This window comes from Leptolyngbya sp. AS-A5 (assembly GCF_039962495.1).
GTDB lineage: Bacteria > Cyanobacteriota > Cyanobacteriia > Leptolyngbyales > Leptolyngbyaceae > Leptolyngbya.
Genome location: NZ_JAMPLL010000002.1, coordinates 231,162 through 251,586 on the forward strand (window position 1 = coordinate 231,162; position 20,425 = coordinate 251,586).

General features: G+C 48.8%; 11 protein-coding genes. 6 read left to right on the forward strand and 5 right to left on the reverse strand.

Annotation, left to right across the window (positions count from 1 at the left end; genetic code table 11):
• Positions 1-63: 63 nt before the first annotated feature.
• The 4 genes from NC980_RS03500 (at position 64) to NC980_RS03515 (ending at position 8,797) form a co-directional block, all read left to right on the forward strand.
• A complete protein-coding gene (locus NC980_RS03500; protein WP_190379741.1) occupies positions 64-705 on the forward strand; it encodes a hypothetical protein in 642 nt (213 codons plus the stop codon).
• A 49-nt stretch (positions 706-754) separates the two neighbouring features.
• Complete coding sequence (locus NC980_RS03505) at positions 755-2,785, forward strand: hypothetical protein (protein WP_190379742.1); 2,031 nt, start codon at positions 755-757, stop codon at positions 2,783-2,785.
• 294 nt (positions 2,786-3,079) lie between these two features.
• A complete protein-coding gene (locus NC980_RS03510; RefSeq protein WP_190379743.1) occupies positions 3,080-6,895 on the forward strand; it encodes a S8 family serine peptidase in 3,816 nt (1,271 codons plus the stop codon).
• Positions 6,896-6,919: 24 nt separating this feature from the next.
• Positions 6,920-8,797 carry a hypothetical protein gene (locus NC980_RS03515; protein WP_190379744.1) on the forward strand — a complete coding sequence of 626 codons (1,878 nt, stop codon included), beginning with the start codon at positions 6,920-6,922 and terminating at the stop codon, positions 8,795-8,797.
• A gap of 99 nt (positions 8,798-8,896) precedes the next feature.
• Here NC980_RS03515 and NC980_RS03520 read toward each other — a convergent pair whose 3' ends face one another.
• From NC980_RS03520 to trpS, 4 genes are all read right to left on the reverse strand, one after another.
• Positions 8,897-10,840 (reverse strand): ATP-binding protein, encoded by a 1,944-nt coding sequence (locus NC980_RS03520; RefSeq protein WP_190379745.1) that lies wholly within the window; start codon positions 10,838-10,840, stop codon positions 8,897-8,899.
• Positions 10,841-10,871: 31 nt separating this feature from the next.
• Positions 10,872-12,170 carry an ATP-binding protein gene (locus NC980_RS03525; protein ID WP_190379746.1) on the reverse strand — a complete coding sequence of 433 codons (1,299 nt, stop codon included), beginning with the start codon at positions 12,168-12,170 and terminating at the stop codon, positions 10,872-10,874.
• A gap of 255 nt (positions 12,171-12,425) precedes the next feature.
• Positions 12,426-13,382 (reverse strand): methylenetetrahydrofolate reductase, encoded by a 957-nt coding sequence (locus NC980_RS03530; RefSeq protein WP_190379747.1) that lies wholly within the window; start codon positions 13,380-13,382, stop codon positions 12,426-12,428.
• Positions 13,383-13,511: 129 nt separating this feature from the next.
• Entirely contained in the window at positions 13,512-14,522 is a 1,011-nt protein-coding gene (gene trpS / locus NC980_RS03535; RefSeq protein WP_190379748.1) for a tryptophan--tRNA ligase, read from the reverse strand.
• Positions 14,523-14,700: 178 nt separating this feature from the next.
• Here trpS and NC980_RS03540 point away from each other — a divergent pair, with 178 nt between their 5' ends.
• Both NC980_RS03540 and trxA read left to right on the forward strand, forming a co-directional pair.
• Positions 14,701-14,907: a XisI protein gene (locus NC980_RS03540; RefSeq protein ID WP_190379749.1), complete on the forward strand. Its 207-nt coding sequence runs from the start codon at positions 14,701-14,703 to the stop codon at positions 14,905-14,907.
• Positions 14,908-15,009: 102 nt separating this feature from the next.
• A complete protein-coding gene (gene trxA / locus NC980_RS03545) occupies positions 15,010-15,327 on the forward strand; it encodes a thioredoxin (protein WP_190379960.1) in 318 nt (105 codons plus the stop codon).
• Here the strand turns inward: trxA and NC980_RS03550 are convergent.
• On the reverse strand, positions 15,324-20,333 hold the full coding sequence (locus tag NC980_RS03550; RefSeq protein WP_190379750.1) for a translocation/assembly module TamB: 5,010 nt from the start codon (positions 20,331-20,333) through the stop codon (positions 15,324-15,326). The two genes, trxA and NC980_RS03550, sit on opposite strands and share 4 nt — an antisense overlap.
• Positions 20,334-20,425: the final 92 nt, after the last annotated feature.

The following is a 20,425-nucleotide window of genomic DNA, read 5'->3' on the forward strand; positions in this document are numbered from 1 at the left end:
AGATGCAGTTGAAGCAAGCGAACTGCTCACTATTGACCGAATCCCTGCTAGGAGGTCACTGGAATGGAAACCACAATTCCTATTTCCATCACGATCGTTGGGCATCCATTGATTGAATCAGTAACGGTGGCATGGTCAGCGAACACTAGCATGGTTCCGCAAGCGCTTTCTTTTCCATCAGAAGGAGGGACGGCAGAAGCTGAACTGACAAGCGAGAACCCTGCGATCGCTAGGATTCATTGTCAAGCTCAAGTGAACTTTGCCATCGCAAATTGGGAGGTCATTCACTGGGACGTGAACCAATCGGTGCAACTGGGCGGCGATCGTATTGTGATTGATCCGGGACAGTGGATTCAATCTCTCAATCTGCAATTTGAGGTTGCAGCCATTGAGACAATGAATTCAGTTGAAAGTGTTAATCGCAATCATTTGGTGGTTAACCTAAATTGGCAGTCTCCTCATCTTTCCCGTCCTGTCAAACTCTCACACCGACTGACACCCAATCAGAGCTGGGACGTGCCGTATCTGCTATTTCCTGAAGAACAGACAGTCTTTACCATTACTGCATTTGGTGTTGTCAATCAGCGCTTGGTGAAGATGTTGGCTCAGTCGCTTGAGGTTATGCGATCGCAAAAGCTCCCTTCAACATTGGTCTTGCTTGCCAAAGATCAAGAGCTTCAACTGTTCGATGCAATGTCTGTATAAAGTCGCTTCGTTTTTAGATACTTTACTTACCACAAACCCAGGAGGTTTTATGGTCTCTAGCCTGTCTTCCCAATATTGCGTTGCTTTGTCTGGTCAGAAATGGGATGTCGGTAACTTCACGCTTTGGCAAAGCTCAGATGATGATGTCATTCTGTTTAGTCCCAAGCAAGCAACCCTGGCACGAGATTTTAGAACGGGACGCTATCAAGCTGCAATTAGCCAATTTCGAGTGCAGAAAGATGGAGCTTACAAAACCGTTGGCGGTGGCGCACTGTTCACACTTTCTACAGGGATTGAATTTGATGCAGATACCTACAAGCAAATCGAACAGCAATGGCGCGATGAAGTTCTCAAATCAGGACGCGCAAAATCAAAAAATCCTCGCTTTGTTCCCTTAATCACTCGCAAAGGAACAGTGGAGTTGTTGATTCCCGAAGTGATTGGTAAAGCGAGCCAATCGACGATCGACAACAAAGAGTTCGGCGTGATTGGATCTAAGGTGTCTTTGCTGGCAAATTTGACGGCTGAAGGGGCACAAGCCTTAGCGCAAGCTGTTCGGAATCGGGAAAATACACCGATCGGTGCAATGGTTCGATATGAGTATCTGCAATCGATCCCGCAATGTATTGTCGAAGTGGACGTGAATGGAAGCCGCGTATTTAAGCATCTGTCGGCTCAGCTAAAAGCGAGCTACGACGGATGGTTCTATGGTGCCAGCTTAGATCTGCAAGCACAATGGGAAAGCATGGTGCGTAACGGTGCCATTGTTGTTAAGGTGCAAGGCTTGGATAAGCTGCCAGATGGGATGGAGGAGGTCAAACAAAACCTGTTGACGACCTTTATCGATCAAGCATTCAAGAACTTCTTCCCGATGCTATTTGAGAAAAAACCAGATGTTAAACCTGCTGAAGCGGGGAACACTTCTGGATGGTATGGTGGTGCAAATTTCGCGCTGAAATGGCGGAAAGAGTCGGATGTGACCAATCTTTCCTTGAAGATGGAGTTTAACGGTTTCTCCTGGCTTAAAGGTGCGATGGACACAGGTGCAACCTTCCTCTCTGAGTTGGATGCAAGCTATCTCAATGAGGTGAACACAGAGCTAACCTTCCCGTTACTTATGAGTGTTTCTCCTGATGAGATGGTGAAATCGGTTGCGCTGTCTTGTTCTGCAATGGAAGATGGTCGCCCCGTGATGATTCCAGCTTCTGATGTGTTTGGTGCAGATGTGACATCCAAGCAGTATCTGCTCACTAGCCAGAAACCTGATAAAGTACGGATTGACTATCAGGCGCAGATTGACTTCAACAATGCGAAGTTTCCAATCATCAATGAAAAGGGTTCAACAACCGGGGCGCAGCCTTCTATCACCATCAAACCTTCTGCTCGTCTGGGCCGAGTGAATATCTATCTCTATACCTTCGACAGCGACAATCAGATTAACCTAATGCCGGGTGATAAAGATGAATTAGTCGTAAATGTTTCGGTTGCAGGAACACATCTGAAAAATCCGATCAAAGAATCTGCTCGGATTAAGCCGTTCCCGAATGGAGAGCCGATTACGTTCACGTATCCAATGCCGATCGATGGCACTCAACCGATCGTCACCTTCAGTGCAATGGGAGTGATTGGCACCAAGTTAGTCCGCGCCAAAGAACAACCGATTACTTTAACCGAAGAGTCGGTCTTTATTGTGGTGGATAAGAACGGGGTGCGACTGATTTCTAAAGAAGCTGACCTGCCCGAAAGCGATCCGATCGCCGATCGTCTGCTTGCCGCAGGAACCAATCCGGTGATCAACCTGAGCGAATCTGAAAACAAGCAACCTGAATCTGAAAAGCCCGAACCTAACGGCAATGGTAATGGAGCCGCAAGCAAAAAAGCGATCGCTGGAACATTAACCGCAGTGGAGTACGGCAAATTTGGCCCAGCATTGTGGATTGAGGAACTCAGCGGCAGCAAGCAGCGAGTCATGCTGCATGATGTGGAAGAAGCTGATCCGTTTGATGATGAAGGTCGCAAGAAGGTCAAAGTTCTGGTCGATGAAACGGGCTACGCAGAATCGATCGTCGTTGAATTGTAATCCATAACTGGTGTGGATGAGAGGAGTAATTCTTTCATCCACACATTTGAGAATGCCTGAGTTCGACAGAAAACAACCCGCTTTGCTGCGCGTGAAATGCAACGCTACGATGCTGAATCCGGGTTGCCCCCTAAATCCCCCATTCTGGGGGACTTTGAAAGTTAGAAATTCTCTTGACTTTGGAAAACATCTTTTCCTGAAGTCCCCCAGAATGGGGGATTTAGGGGGCACAAGCCGCTCACAACGCAGCGAAACTCTCATCAACTGCCATTGAGAAAGAATGGTGAGCAATCTATGTCTGATGCTGAACGAACAATCCTAGTTCCTGCTAACTGCGCAATTCTCAGTCATGCTAGCACCGAGATTTTGCATATTTATAACAATGGTGAAGTTTTAATCCGTACTGCCGCACCTATTGATCCAACGGAAACACCAATCAATCCGGGCGTTTGTTTAGAGAGTCCAATCAATCGACTGCTCGAATCTGCACGATCGCGCTTAGACTCATTCAGAGATCGCGACATCATCACCGCCTACCTTGAATTGATTGGCCCGCTTGATCCAGATTGGTTGTTGATTCTTCAACAATTAGAAATCGAACTACTTCAATTTCAACCTGAGCATAGCTTTTTGAGCCGGGGTTCTGCCCAAACTTTTCGGCAGGCATTGAAGCAATATTTTGTGGTTGATGTTGTGCCGATCGGTGCTGAAACGAAGCCTCAACCGCCAGCACCCGAAAGTGGAGTAGAGGAGGTCTGGGTTATTGTGCAGGATCAGCCCGATCGCGCTGCCCTGATTCAAGAACTCAATTCGATTCCTGATGTTTCCATTGACCCAAATCAGCCGATTGAGACAGTTGGATTTTATCTACGTTTGCGGGGTCGGGTTTCTGCCCAAGGACAAGCCGCCCTACTTCATCATCCCAATGTGTTAGCCGTGGAACCTTACAGCCCTGTACAGCCCGAAGATGAAGTTGCAGGGCTGATCTTGGCGGGACAATACAACAGTTTGGGACAACCGCAAGGATCATATCTGCGATGGTTGGAAGATCATGGCATCAATGGTGCAGGAGTCACAATCGGAATTGTAGATGCCGGGGTTGAAGCAAACCATCCCGCATTTACGGGGCGAGTTAAGCAACTGAATTCTGAGCGTAAATCCTGGCACGGTACATTTGTGGCGGGTCATGCCGCAGGATGCTATCTACAAGAAAAAGATAGCAACCAATTTATCTATGGATTAGGCATGGCTCCCGGAGCGGAATTACTGATTCAAGATAACCAATCCACACCGATCGCACTCTGCCGCGAAACCGTCACCGAGAAAAGCCCATCCGGTCAAATCGGAAGCGTCCAGAATAACTCCTGGGGGGCGGGAACTAAAAATCCAATGGACTATGGTTCACAAGAGGCAACCTACGATCGTTTAGTTCGCAATGCTGATCCAGATGGCGCGATCGCAAAGCCTTTAACAATCTGTTTTTCGGCGGGTAACTCTGGTATCAATGGTTTGACACGCCCGAAAGCTGCAAAAAATATCATTGTCACAGGAAATTCAGAAAACCATCGTCCCGCGATCGGCAAAGAACAAAGCGACAATATCGATCAGCTTTATCAAGGCCCACGAGGCAGCAGTCACGGTAATTGTGGGGATGGTCGCATTGCGCCTCATCTTGTCGCACCCGGAGAATGGACAGCTTCTGCAAACTATGATTCTAATCCGGGCGATCGTGAATATATTAGTTCACAGTTAACTTGGGGAAGCGGCACGTCTGCGGCAAGTCCTAAAACGGCTGGAGCGTGTGCCCTTTTGATTCAATGGTGGCGACAACATCACTACAATCAAGATCCATCGCCTGCGCTGCTAAAAGCGATGTTAGTTAATGGTGCTGAACCTTTGAAAGCAGGCGGATTTATCCCCAATATGCAGCAAGGCTGGGGCAGACTGAACTTAGAGAATGTACTGCGTCCAGATGTTCAACACATCTATGTTGATCAATCTATCCGACTGAAGCGGCGCGGCGACAATGAGAACTGGAAGATTCGAGTTGCAAATCCGAATCTTCCAGTGAAAGTAACTCTATGCTGGACTGATCCACCAGGAGCATTGGGAACTGGAACAAGCACTGCTTCTGCGATCGTCAATAAGTTAGCTTTACGCTTAGAAGCAAACAGCAAAACCTATCGAGGCAATCAATTCCAAAATGGATGGTCTTACAGCGATGGAAGTCACGATCGCGAAGGTTGGGATAATCTACAAAATATTTTTCTAGCACCCGGAACTGCAACAGGCACGTTACAGGTCACAGTCACTGCACTGGAAATTACAACGAATTGCTTGGCTGGAAAGATTGATATTCCGCAGCAGGATTTTGCTTTAGTAATTAGCAATGCAGCGATCGAGACTGACCAGACCAGCGTATTCGTGAGTGTCGATCCAAATACAAACACTCAAACTAAGCCTAAAGATTCAGGAGATTATTGGGCAGGAAGAAACCAAGATCGCCAAAGTGTAGACTATGACTGGTGGCAGAAGATTGACAACAATACTAAACCCAAGCCAAAACCTGCAACCCAACAGCAGATCGAAGCTTGGTGGATGAGAGAGGATATTGGATCATCTAAGCCGGAAAGCGATCGCGCACTTCCGCCTGCGATCGTTCAATCTCTGGAAGCAAGCATCACAGTCGTTACAGCAGATCAATCACATCAGATTGTGATGGCAAATCGAACCGAATCAGAAAGCAGTCGGACAAACTCATCAGAAGGGCTTGTGACCATTGGAGGTGGCAAAATTGCTGAAAGCACAAAGGATATTACTCCACTCCTTCAATATCCAGTCGATCTAAGTCGTGCATTGCTCCAATTGATGCAGAATTGGACTCAGTTCGGCTCACTTCAGCAGAAGCGCGTTGCAGTCCTACTCGTCGGAGCAGGAACACGAGTCACCACAGATGACCTTTTCGCATTACGACGACTCGCACAGTTAGGACAACTCTATCTAATTTCAACGGGTGCCCAGTTGCTATCGTTTCTAGTACAACGGGTACATTACTCTCCTAATCTATGCTGTCGTCTTGCAAAAGATGAGAATGCTTTACCCACTTTACTGCGCGATACGATCGTCGAAGCCAGTGGAGGACAGCAATGTGCGATCGACGCGAATTCTATGGTGATTGAGGACAAACAGCTCAGTTATTACAGCTTCAACGTAACGCACCTCGATCGTCATTTAACTATCCGGTTGCAATTCCCGCCTCAGCAAGCGCTACCTAAAATCGCACTTTACCGACCTGGGCAAGAGACGATCGAACTTTCCTCCAGCATTTCAGGCATTCAGGTCACATCGGGTGAGGATTTTTTACAGATAGATTGCGATCGCTCATCTATCAGTGCAGGAGCGTGGAAACTGCTGCTCCAACATACAACACCCGATGATACTTACCGGATTAGAGTTTGGGCGTGGGCTGATCTCGGTATTTCCATCGACCAAAAAACGCTAAGTGCCTCTGACCAGGAACTTGAGTTTCTTATGACGGTTCGAGGTGGTGAGGGAATTACATTCCATCGGCTACAAGGACAACCTCGATTGATTCAGGAAACCACAAGCTCTCGTGAAGTAGAGTCCGATCGTTTCATCGAAGCAACTGCGATCGCGCCACGGGAGGGACAGCGGCAACCTGAATCGAGCCGCGCAGTTAATGCAGCAGAATTGGGGACTGTGATCCGGGTGATGCCCTCTCAGCCAGGAGCCATTGCTCTGGATGTCCCGATGTGGGTTAAAGGCACTGATCCGCAGGGTGTTCAATTCACACGGTTAATTCGCCAGAGTTTGCTTCATCTTGAACCACGATCGCAGTGGCGACAGCGCCTTGTAGAAGCAGCGGAACTTTTTTTCACGTCAGCCCGAATGATTGGCGCAGAGCGAGAAGCGGAAGCCATTGTTCGCTTGAGGCTTCAACGCGGCGATCGTACTCGATGGGTTTCTGTTACTTCACCTTCTCTCAGAACTCAATTGGAGTGGATTTTAAAGCAATCTTGGGCTAGTCAGGGATGTTTAGTAGGCATTACAGGTGATGAATTGTTCGGACTCTACCGACCTCTGAAATAAAACACACTACTTTTGGATAGACCTATGTTGAAGAACGGCTCACTTACAGAATCAGACTGGATTGCTTATCTTTCAGAAAACCTAACGTCTTCGGATACTGTTCCGACACTTGAAGGCGATCGCCAATCCCCGATGCTTGATCGAATTGCTGTCGATAGAATTTCTCCTGTTTTGAGCAAACCGATTACTGAAGTGGTCACCTCTCCGATTTCATCGGGACTGATCAAAGAGCGGTTCCGCGAAGGAATCATTGATCGATCGACATTGACCGACTTAACAACAGCAAATCTGGCAAAGTCTAATTTAGCGATTCAAGCGAAGCCAGAATGGACAGTGGCGGCTCAGCAAGTCTATCGGCAAGTTCCACCTGTTCCAATGCTCGGTGATCCCATCCAAGTTGGAAATTTCTTGCTCTGGGCTGATCCACAAGCAGACACCATTGAGGTCAAATTACCGGAGCGATTTGTTCAACTTGATCCACGCTACATTAAACCTTTGCCAAAACCAATCTTAATCGATCAGCGAATCAATCCCGTCGATCGCATCATTGCTCCCCCAATGCTTACTGCGAATTTGCCAACAATGGTCGATCGAGCAACAATGGTCGATCGCGTCATTCTCCGTCCCGATATCATCGATGCGCTTAAAGTTCAGAAAGTTAGAGTTCCAGTCCGGCGTGCTTTTTTTACAACCGTTGCACCAGAGCTTCAATCCTTCCGATTGATGGTGCAACAAGGTCAACCTGGACAAGCCACAGTCGGCACAGCGCTATTAACCGTTAGTCTGTACACCAAAGATTCAGCAGAACTTTTAGAAACCCATCGATTAAAGTGGACAGATGCCCTAACTCAAGCAGGCTATGGCGCTCGAATCTGGAAATTCCTGCCGATTAACTTACAGCAACTCCAACCCTTCCTAGATATTGATGCTCAACAGTTACGATCGCCCCTACAAGTTTCCACCAATTCAAGCGCAGGCACCGCAACCTTTCTGCTAGAACTCTCCGAGATTGGGACTCAGATTTGGAGACAAGCGTTAGAACGCCGTCAGCCTGAACAAATCACCGGAATTGCAAGATTTACAGCTAAGTTCTATGCTCGCACCGACGATCGTCTACAAATTCGCGAACAGAACTTTTCTGCGACTTTAGCATCTTTACTCTCCGGTTGCGGTTCAGAACATATCGAAGTCCTCAATCCGACCTTAGCCTTAACAACTTCAATTCTTGCCCAGCGACACGCCTTTGTAGACTCAACGACTGTAACTTGGGATATCGATCGATCTGAACACAGTTTTTCCGGCACTGAGGATGGAGTTTTAACGGGTGTGATTACAACAGACAATTTAGAAGGAGTACAGGTCAACTGGAAAGCACAAGTGAAGTATCGTTTCTCAAGCTGGTCGATCGGAGTTCAGCAAGGGAAACTATCTTTACGAAACTCAATCGGAATTATTAAACCAGGCTCAAATGAATGGATTCGAGAATTCACGGTTTACACAGTGATGATGGCAAGCCCGACACAAGTTGCAACGAATCTCATTGACTTTGAAGACCTCGAAGTAGAAGCGGTTCTAACCTTTAACGCGGATTATCTCACTCTGCCACTCGCCACAACATTCAAACCTCGACATCTAGATGTTACAGAAGTTCCCTTTCCCGTCCAACCCGGACAGGCACCCAAGCAGGTTGGAAGTACAGTCGTCGTGCGCTCAAAATCTAGCGATCGCATCCTAGCCGCTCCTCCCCCTCGAATTTTGTCTCCTTCGTCCTCTTTAATCAATCTCAAAGTTTTCCGAGATGGCACGATCGATGTGGTAACAAACATCGATCCAATCTCAGAAAGCTCGATCGATGGCGATCTCTTTGACTTGATTCGCAACCTCAAAGCATCCGATAACTAAAATTTGACAGCAGTTTGAATGATAAGCGCTCTGCATCTTCAAACTGCTCGACGATACACTCAGGACTGCTCGGTGGAACATTCAAAGTCTCTCCCGAACTTACTGCTTCTCATTCTCATTCTGGTGGGAGATTGCTGCACTGACTGAATCCACAAAATCAGTTACCGCTTGCACCAGTGACTTGGGTAAGTGATTACGGAACCATTGATACATATACAGCAAGGTTAAACCATTCACTTTCTTCTGGGTAAATAGCTCCTCCTGCAAATCATTCAAATGCTCTAGAGCGCGATGTCTCACTTCTTTTGGAGCTTCTGCACTCACTTGAGCGCGGAGCTGCTTGAAGTTCTGCTGCAATGAACTGAGATCCGATCGATCCGAAGAAAGCGCCGCGATCGAGGAAATGTAGCTGCCATTCATGCTCGTAATCGGAAGCACTTTCAGGCGTTCAACGAACTGCTCTTCCCGTCGAATCTGATCGAGTAAGCGCTTTACCTGAGCATTGTTCGGTTCAATCGCATACGCTTCTTCGAGCTGCGCGATCGCTTCATCGTTTTCACCTAAGTTGTGCAGTTCTTCAGCATAGTCATACAACGCTTCAACATAGTTATCTTGCACCCGTACTGCATCGACTAGGTAAGCTCTGCGGTAATGTTTTAAAGCCTGGGGAAACTCTCGCAGCTCTATCAAGCTATCTGCAAGCTCAAACAATGCTTCAAAGTGATTCGGATTGTGTCTGAGCGATTCATTTAACAAGCTAACAATCCTTGGCGTTGTGCCCCGACGACGCGCCGCTTTTGCCGTTTCGTACAAGGTTTTTGCTTTGACATCCAAATCCTCTAGTTCGCGTAGTTCACGGCGGATCGGATGACGTTGCACCAGCCAACGACGCACCAGTTCGATCGACACGCGATAGGTTGCAACGCTAGGTGGCATCGAAGTGCGACGGACTCCGATCCCAGAGCGGCTTCCAGTCGTCCGAAGAAATCGCCAATCGACCAGATTGATCACTCCATTGCGAATCGGCTCCGTGAGTTCAACTCCGCATTCGCGCAACAGTTCTAGCGACTCAGCTTCGCTAAAATCTAAGCTTGAGAGTTCTGGGTACTGCAATTGACGAGCGCGAGGCACTTCCGCCGCCGCAGAAAATACAACTCGTTCCGGTAGGGGAATCCCTTCCCAAAACCAGCCCAAGCCGCCTTCTCCAAGCTCGATTGCCCGATCGACATTTGCTCTGACATCCGAGCGCGTGACTCGCCAGCAATTCTCACTCCGGGCATGAGTAAACAGCGTGAAGCAGATCACCTGAGTAAAGTAGGGATGTCCTGCAGATAGCTCTAAAATGGCATCGATCGCCTCTAAGTCATACTCCAAAATCCCTTTTGCTGGAACTGTGACCAATTGTTCTGCACTTTGACGATCGAGCAATCCCACTTCCTGGTTGGGTGCTTCTCGAAACAAACTCAGCATCGCGGGTAAATCATCTAATTGCCGCCCAACCACCGGAATTAAATAAAGATGCGGATAGTCATACACTCCCGCTTGCAGAAAGTGAAACAGATTTCCTGCCGCTTGATCAACCGTTCGATTGTAAAGCGCGTCAAATTCGTCTAAGAGCAGCACCACATTCTCAACGGCTAACTCTCGTCGCAGATTCGGGATAAACTGCCGCAAAAATAGACTCGGATCACGCTGAAACTCCTCGATCGTCGGGATTTCCATGTGCTCCTTAAGACAATCAAACTGCTGCACCGCATCCCGCGCTAACTCATAAACCACTTCACCGATCGATTTGCGGCTATCTCCTTCGAGCGACAAGGGAACAAACGCAAACTGCGGCAGGTTAACCGATCGTGGAATTTGCGCTAAGACCGACGACTTGCCGATGCGTCGCTGTCCGTGCAGCAAAATCACCTGCGCTCCCTGAAGCAAATTGTCTGTGATGAACTCAAATAAACGATCGCGCCCAAAAAAGCAGTTGGGTTCGGCGATCGGACGACCGATAATGTATGGATTTCTGCGTTGCTCGATTAAGTAGCTCATAGCAGCAATTCGCTTAACCCGCTTTTGATTATCACAAGATCAATCCGGTGGATAGGGCAGCAGTAATTTTTCCTAACCAGGTCAGAATAGTCGGCACCTCGTCTTTGTTTTGCCACAGCCAGCGAATTGCGTTTGTGACCGTTTCCGCTTGCCGACGGCTCATCAGATTGAGAAAGGTGCGCTGTCTCGCTTGCAGTGCTTCTTCGTCACTGTTTTCGATCTCCTTGATCACCCACCATTCCATCAGCGAGGACGCAAAGCGATAATACTTTTTGCCTTCTTGAAATTGACAGAGGACGATCCCGCGTTCTTCGAGATCCCTTAATTCTCGCTCTTTTTGACTAAAGATTACATCCGTATCACCCAAGTCATAACGTTTCTTCAGTAACCGCCCTTTGAGGTGAGTCAGAGCGAGCAGCATCATCAAGCTTTGCTCGATTTCACTGGAGAAGTTCCAGTTGTCCTCGAAGTAGTGTTCGGTGGCGCGACGAAATTCCGCAACAAAAGCATTGGGATCGGGCAGGCGATTGGCGCGAAATTCTCGGAATAAAAGGTAGCCCGCAACTTGCAGAAGCGTTGGACTGCCATCGGCAATGTCTCGAATGCCTTCTTTGATCGCGGGCGTGAGCGGCAGTCCGCCTAAAAGTGCGGCTGCCTCAGTTTCACTAAACGGTTTGAGCGGCTGAAAGAGGTAATGGTTATACCAGGGGGATTCATTTGGTTTGAGTTTGATCCCGGCTTCATTCAGGCGACGCAGTGAAGTGACAATGCTGGCAAGATGCTGGCTTTCTTTTGAGTGGGAGGCAAGATTGCGACAATCATTGAGGAAGTCAGCCGCATCTTGTTCGCTGTAGTCCTCAGTCGGCTGAAGCGCGACATCATAATCATCAATCAACAGCAGCAAAAATTTCTCTTTCTTGCCCAACAGCCGCAGAATCGATCGCAGCGCATCTTTACTTGCCGTCAGCCGCTCCAGGTGTCGATCGACTTCGGTTTGAATTTCCGGTTCATCGGTCAGGGCATCTTTCAGAATGAGAAAAACTTCTCGCCAGAAATTTGCCGCTGTAAATGGCGTAACTCCCAAGCAACTGAGCAGCACAATCACCGCTTTTGACGGATCGTGTCCCCGAAATGCCCAAGTCTGCGGAGCCGCGATCATTTGGAGAAACGAGGTTTTGCCGATCCCAGACCCGCCCCAAACTGCCAGATGTCCCCGAATGAGAATTTGATCGAATGCAGTTTCGATCTCATTGCCGCGCCCGATAAAGGCGAGCGGCGACACAGGTTTACCAGGCACATAGGGATTTCGCAAAAATGGGGAATCGGTCATGGCAATATCTAGGGGCGATCGTCGATGACAATTCTGAAGTCTATGACAATTCTGAATGAGTGATGAGTTTGCTCTTGCCCTCATCCCCAAACCCTTCTCCTCAGGGAGAAGGGAGCAAGAATCTTAGTCCCTCTCTCTGAAGAGAGGAATTTAGGGTGAGGGTTAAAACGCTAGGCTTTCACAAATCTATAGCTTTCACAAATCAATGAGGATTTTTATAGCTCGATCGTAGCGACGATCCCCAAAATCTGCGACCTATACGTTAACCACTTCAACCCGGGGTTTCTCGATCGCTTTGATCCCCGCCAAATCAAGAATTTCTGGGATCAAGTCTTCGCGTTTGACTGCCATCATGTGAACACCATCACACAACTCTTTTGCCAGCTTCACTTGTTCCGCCGCAATCAGCATTCCTTCTCGGAGGGGATCAGCCGCTTTTTCTAAGCGATCGATAATATGCTCTGGAATATTTACACCCGGAACGGCGCGATTGATAAATCTGGCATTTTTAGCAGATTTGAGTAAGAAAATTCCTGCAAGCACAGGCTTACCGCAGTTTGAGGCAATCTGGGTCATAAATTTTTCCAAGCGATCGAAATCGGTAATTAACTGACTTTGGAAAAACTGTGCGCCTGCTTCGACCTTGCGCTCAAACCGCTTTTGCAAACCTGACCAACTGCCACACTGCGGATCAACTGCCGCACCCACGAATAAATCAGTTTCACCATCGGTTAGCGCTCGATCGTTCCAGTCCAACCCGCCATTCAGCTTGCCGATCATCTGCAACAACCGCACCGATTCAAGCTCGAACACTGCTTTTGCGTCAGGATGATCGCCAGCTTTGACCGGATCACCTGTGAGCGCTAGCACATTCCGAATGCCCAAGGCATGAGCGCCGAGCAAATCGGCTTGTAAACCGATCGCATTACGATCGCGGCAAGCGACTTGATAAATCGGCTCGATTCCCTGCTGCAACAAGAGCGCTGCCGAAACCAGCGACGACATTCGCATCACCGCCCGACTGCCATCGGTAATATTCACACCATGCACCCGTCCTCTGAGCAACTGCGCCATTTGCAGCATATGAGTCGGATCAGTCCCCTTGGGGGGCGCAACTTCTGCGGTGACGAGGAATTCGCCTTTTTTGGCGGCAGTGCGAAGAGCAGATAGAGGGGCGTGACCAAGGAAATTCGAGAATTGCGGATAGGTCATGAGCGATCGTTAGGGTGCGACTTCTTGATTTAGCGTATCGGGGGAGATTGAGAATTTTGAAGTCACTTGCCGAAACCTTTAGAAAAAGCAGTGAATTCAGAAGAGATTCGTAAAGTTACAGTTGATCTTCTACCCAGGTAGGGTGTATCCCATCGCTTTTTTCGCCTTGGTTAACGTTTGGTTTGCGACTTCGGATGCCTTCTCGCGACCCGATCGCAGTACGGATTCAAGATAACCTTGGTCGGCTCGAATGGCGTGATATTTCTCCTGGATTGGTTTGAGGGCTGCGATCGTCGTTTCGGTGAGCAACGGTTTGAACTGTCCCCAGCCCATGTCTTGACATTCGGCAGCAACTTCATCTTTTGTTTTACCCGACAGCAGCAGATAAAGCGTCAGTAGATTGGTACATTCTGGACGCTGGGGATCACCAAAGGTTAAGCCGCGAATCGGATCAGTTTTACAGCGCTTGATTTTGTTTTGAATCACATCGGACGGGTCAAGCAAATTAATGCGGCTCAGTTCCGACGGGTCAGATTTCGACATCTTTTTCGTGCCATCGGTCAAGCTCATGACTCGCGCACCGTCAGCCCGAATCAGCGCATCGGGACGTTTGAGAACCGGAGCATCGGGAGTCGTGAATTTGAAGTTGAAGCGATCGACCAAATCCCGCGTTAGTTCTAAATGCTGCTTTTGGTCTTCTCCGACCGGAACTTTATCCGGTTCGTACAGCAGAATATCCGATGCCATCAGCACCGGATAGGTGAGCAAGCCTGTGCCGACATCTTGACCCTGTTTGATCCGTTTTTCTTTGAATTGGATCATGTCTTCGAGCCAGTTGAGCGGCGTAATGCAGCTTAGTAACCAGGCAAACTCTGCATGAGCGGGGACATGAGATTGTACAAAAATGGTCGTGTGTTCTAAATCGAGTCCACAAGCGAGATAGAGTGCAGCAACTTCATAGGTGTTTTCTGCCAGCGTGGTGCGATCGTGCGGCACTGTAATCGCATGGAGATCAGCAAGAAAGAAATAGTTGTCGTACTGGTCTTGTCCTTCGACCCAGTTGCGAATTGCGCCCAAATAATTACCGAGATGAAGGTTTCCGGTGGTTTGAACGCCAGAAAGAACTCGCTGCTTAGTCATATCAAGTAAAAAAATCGCTCACCGTTACAGTTTACGGTGATATTTGTGAAAAAGCGGTATGAATACTTAAAGTTGAAAGTTGATTCAGCGATGGATACCAGAACCCTAGAGCAAGAGCGAGACATTATGGACAGCGCGGCGGTGCCTTCGACTCAGCCTCGCTGCTCGCTATCTCTTGATGAATGTTGGCTGGGAACCTGATTGGTATCATCACGGCTGTCTCATTCATATCGACATCATTGATGGCAAACTCTGGATTCAACGCGACGGAACAGAAGAGGGTATTGCAGTCGATTTAGAAGCCGCAGGAATCCCAAGAGAACGAATCGTACTTGGCTTCAAACCTCCAGAAGTTCGACCCTACAGGGGATACGCAGTTTGGTAAGCAATCATTCACAGACATTAACAATTCTCCATCGGGCTAGTTGAGACGGTTTTGCAGGGACGCGCTAGTGTAAGAGAACACGATATGGAGGCAACTGTAAAAATGGCAACGAAACAGCAATTCAACAGCTTTGAAGAGCTACTTTCTGGCTCGGAAATGCCAATCTTGGTAGACTTTTACGCGACTTGGTGCGGGCCTTGCCAAATGATGTCTGGATTTCTTGATCTCACTGCTGATAGCCTCAGAGACAAGCTCAAAATTGTCAAAATTGACGTAGACAAATATCCCGAAATTGCTAGTCAATACGGAATTTCAGCGCTACCTACAATGGTTCTGTTCAAAGAGGCTAAGCCCGTCGATACGATCGAAGGTGTAATCCGACCGCAGCAACTGATTGATCGCGTTCAGCCGTTCCTCTAAAACCGGAATTCGTATTCAAATACGCCTTGCGTGTCGCCGGAGAAATCCGTTGAACCCCGGAACAATAAGCGATCACTAAATCGGTAGCGCACTCCAAATTGAGTTGGTTGATCCGCCGTTAACACTCGCAACACTGATGCAGATAGGTTGCGAGTGATATCGACCCCAACTTCTGCAGCTAATCCTAGCGTTGAGCCGCGCTGCTGGCCCCGATCGAGCAGGGTTGGAAACAGACGAAAATCACTCAGACCAAGCGCGTTACCAATAAATCCTTGAATGTTGGTGAGCAATGCCGACCCCGCTAGGTTAGCAATGCCTAAAGCACTATCGCCCCGTCCTAGCGTGTTGACAAATCCACCGCCGATTAGGGAAACGATTTCACTCCGGCTGCGGCTCGGACTGCTAGTGAGTTCTAAGTTTTGAAGCAGTTGACTTGCAGGGCCTGTTGCTTTTGCCTGAATTCGCACGGTTCGGAGTGAGCCTAGATTCGCGATCGAAGCAGCAGAAACCGGGCTATCTGACACTTCTGCGGTTCCGGGAGTCGCAATCCGACTTCCAGTAACTTCTGGAACAGAAGCAATCAAGCGGACATCTAGCACCGGATCAAGTCCTCGATCACGCACGAAGGTTGCAGTCTGCGGATAGCCCCTTTCCAGCACAAACTGGGTTGTAAATAGATTCACCTGTCCGCTTCTAAGGCGAATCGTTCCTTCGGGGCGAAGCGCATCAAGTCTGCCGTTCACAGTCAGACTACCAGAAGCGACAAAGTTAATCAGCGGTGCGCGGACAATCTGCACCCGATTGCCTAAGACGAGTTTCAGATCGTTTAAGCTGGCGCTGAGTTGAGGAGTCTGGGAATTGGTGCTACCTGATGCAGCAGGAGACGTTGCTCCACCTGTGGCTTCTGTATCGGGCAATTGAATTTGTCCGTCTGCGAGTTCGACCTCTCCGCCAATTTCGGGTGCAAATGCAGTTCCCAATACTGTAATGTTGCCTGTCACGCCTCCTTGATACAAGCCTTTGCGGTTGATTGCTAGACGATCGAGCGTAATTTGCAGGGGATTGTTTGGATCAGCGTCCGCCGCGACCAAAATTGGTAGCGTTCCTTTGGCGATTACCTGTCCGCGATTGAACTGTCCTTGGAGGCTCTCAACTGAGATGCGATCGCGGTTGAACAAGATCGTGCCTGTGATGTCGGTTAGGGGTTCTTGTAAGGCAGTGGATTCGATCGTCGCACCTGCAAGAACGATCGAGCCTGTGACTTCTGGGCGCAGTAGGGTTCCTGCGATGTTGAGCTTGACTGCACCTTGTCCGCCGCGCCATGCGAGTTGAGGCACTAGCACGTTTAACACAGATAGTCCTTCGTTCTTCACGTCAAGATTCAAGCTAATTTGATTGCTCTCCGGGCGAACACTATCAGGCAGGAGTTGGTAGGGGAAGCTGCCTTCGATCGTAATTGGTTCGTTGGTTGAGAGGGCGATGTTGCTGCCGAAATTGAGACGCGAGTTGGTGTAAGTGAAGTTGCCTGTGGCGGAGTTGATTGCTTTGTCATTCAAAAAGCCATCAATGACTCGGATTTGTCCTACGGCAGATGGATTCGTGCGTGTACCGCTAATCGTGACTGTGGTGTTGAGTTTGCCATCGATACCAAGGGGGAGGGGGTAAAAGCGATCGATTTCGGCGATCGGCAAGTTCTGCACTTCTAGCTGTCCGAATTGAGTTTCGCCGCCAAACTGCCCAGTCAGGTTAATCTGGGATTCACCAGATTGAATTCTGAGGGGTTCGAGGGAAACCACACCATTGTTGAGGCTACCAAGGGCGATCACCTGCTGAGCGGTGAGGACACGATCGTTCACCGGTTGGAGTTTGCCGTCGCGCAATCGAATTTGGGATTGATAAGGACGATATTCCACATCCTGTGCGCGTAAATCGAAGTTTGCTTGAACGCCTTGAGCAGCGGAAGCACTAAGCGTAATTTCACCGCCAAAGTTACCGCGAATATCAGCAGTTTGAGGAATGCGATTGTTGGCGATCGCTTGATTATTCAGTCGCAGTAACGCATTGATTTCGGCAAAGCGACGGAGTTGATCAAACAATAAAGCTTGGGGATTACCGACTGCAACTGGGTTCAGCGCATCGGCGCGGTTGTAGGTCGGTGGTTTTGCTCCACGGGTAAAGTCTTGCAGATCAAAGAACTGTAATCCGCCTAAGACATCTTCGATTCTGCCTTGAGCGATCGCGATTTTGCCGTTGAATTTGGGCTGCGATCGCAAATCGACATTGCCTGAGAGAGTGTATTTGCTTTGTCCCCTAGTCAGCACTGTGTCGCCAAATTCAAAGACATTATTGCGATTCACAAAGCTAGTCGAAGCGACATCTGTGCGGAATGATCCAAGCCGGAAGTTTTGCACCGTTGCAGTCCCATCAATCACTCGCAGTCGATCGAGATCAATGTCAATGTTGCCAGCCAGTGTGCCACCGATGCCACCGTAACGAGAGACATTGACACCGGGCAGAATAAATCCATCGATCGGGAATTGGCGCACCACAACCTGGAAGATATTACCCCTGGTTTGTCCAATCAGGCTGGCTTCTCCGCGTTCGACGTTGAGCGATCGGGGTCTGAAATTGGGCGCGAGATCGAGCGCAATTCGATCCTGGACGCCTGCTACTTTCAGATCAAAGCCTTGTGGTAGCAGATTTAGGGTTCCATTTAGCACTGGATCGAAGGTGATGCCATTCAGCGAGAGTCCCCGCACCGAAACGGTACTGACGACGCTTGGACGATCGGGCGTTCCGGTAATGCGTCCGACGAGATCCACGACACCGGAAAGCTGAGTCACAGGGGGACGAGGAATCGGCAGATTCGAGAGCGCGTATCCGTTGGCTTGAATGGCTAAATTAAGTCCAGTGATTTGTGGCGTTCCGCTCAGGTTTGCCAAAATTGTGCCATTTGCTCGGAAGCCCGAAGAGGTTGCCTGCGGAATGTTGAGTTTCTGACCATCCCAGTTAATCTGCGCGACTAAGGGCGTAATGACCAACGAGATTCCTTGAGACAGTCTCACTTGTCCATTGGCTCGAACCGTCTCTGGACGTAGAGCATTTAACGCCCCTGTCAATCTCACATTACCGCTCAAGTCTCCGCGTAGTTGTTGAGAGAATTGATTCAGTGCAATTCCAGCGATTTGTGTATCGGCTTGCCAACGTCCTGCGATCGCATTGAAGTTTGCGTTCACAACACTATTTCCGTTCGTCAGTCTGGCTTGTCCGCTTGCCTGTATATTTTCCAGTTGCGGTGAGCTTAATGATCCGGCTACCTGAGCACTGCCGTTAATGATTCCTTGTACTTGTGACGAGAATTGACTAGCTTGAACATTGGAAGCTTGAACTGTGCCACGGAATCGATCGCCGATCGTTTGCCCTTGAGCGGTAACGGTTCCGCCTGCGACTTGAAACACTGCGTTTCTCAGCGCAACGTTTCGACCTGTCACTACAACTTCACCTGTTCCTGGATAAGTTGCTTCTGGCGCTTGGAATTGGGCGATCGTTTGGACGCGATCGAGCCGTCCGATTACTTGTCCTCGTGCATTGACGCGCCCCACGGTGACGGGTAGTGTTCGATTGTTGTAGAGAGCTGCGATCGTATCTCCTGGAATGTTTCGGGCTTGATAGTTCACTGCGATCGACTGAGGCGCATCGAGGTTAAGATTGCCACTGGCGACAACTGTTCCACCCACTTCGGGCACGGCGCGAACATTCGATAAGGCTAAGTTAAGTGTCTTTGTATCGAGGCGAAAATCGCTGCTGACTTGGGACAAATTGATGCGATCGACTCGTGCCGTTTTGGTATTGCGAACGCTGCCGGAAATAATCGGGCTTTGGGCTGCACCTGTAACCCTAACATTTGCGGTCGCTTCTCCGGTAGCTGCAACCGGGAGATTAACTTTGAAGGTACTGAAGAAATCTTCGACTTTGACCGCTCGGACATTTGCCGTGAGGTTAAAGCCTTTTTCAGTATCGATCGTTCCGTTAGCGGTGAGGGGAATCTTTCCGAGTTGCGAAGAAACTTTCTCAAGCGTAATTAAAGTACCATCGATCTGTAAATTTCCCGATGACTTTGCGAATGTCTGAGGTAATCGCGGAATTTCTACCGTAACATCCTTAAAGTTTGCGGTTCCTCTGACAACTGCACGTTGATCCGGTCTGATTTGAACGTTGACGTTTCCATTCGTGCGACCTTGTTTTAAGTTGATCGGCAGTTTGACTAAACGATCGATTTCCGCAACTAAAAATCCTTGTCCTCGAATATTCAGATTAGAATTCAAACCATTATTAACAATGGTTTCGCCTTGAAGATCGAGCTTGCCTTCTTTAGTGGATTCAGCATCAAGCGTGTAAGCAATCTGCCGATTGTTATCAAAAAAGTTTGCTTCCCCCGCGCCCTGTCGTAACGTGACTGGAATGCGCTTTTGGTTCGGTTTCGGAAACGCATCGAGTTCGATATTGGCATCTTTGAATCGAATTCTCTGGAGTTCAGTTTTGATCAATCCTTCTTGTTCCTGCGCTTTGATCTGCGTTTTGACCCAAACGCCGTCTTTTTCCTGATCCAGATAAACATCCGGTTGCAGCAACGTTATATCCAAATTTAATCGGCGCGTTAACAGCAATTGCAGCAAATTAAATCCGACTTCAACACCTTCCACTGAAGCCCGATCGCGATCGTTCGGGGTTGCGGGGATTGCACTTTTACCAAACCGCAATCCGGTCAGCGAGGCACTTTCAACCTTGCCGAGTTCCACGGGTCGATCGAGCAGTTCACTGAGATTTCGCTCAATTAAGGGGGCAAGATCTTGCTGTACAAATTTTGATCCGTACCAAATCCCCCCTGCAATGCCCAACGCACCAAGCGCCGCGATCGGGAGTCCGACGCGACCGAGCAGCATCAGCCATAAGCGGCGACGAGTCGGAGTTTCAGGGCGATTGTTGGGGTCAGGAGATTGGGTCATCGACTGGCGGGGGCAGATAGAAAGACAATCTATAGTTACCACACCCGCGAATCTCTAGTGCAAAGAATTTGACAGAATCTATCAATTGATCG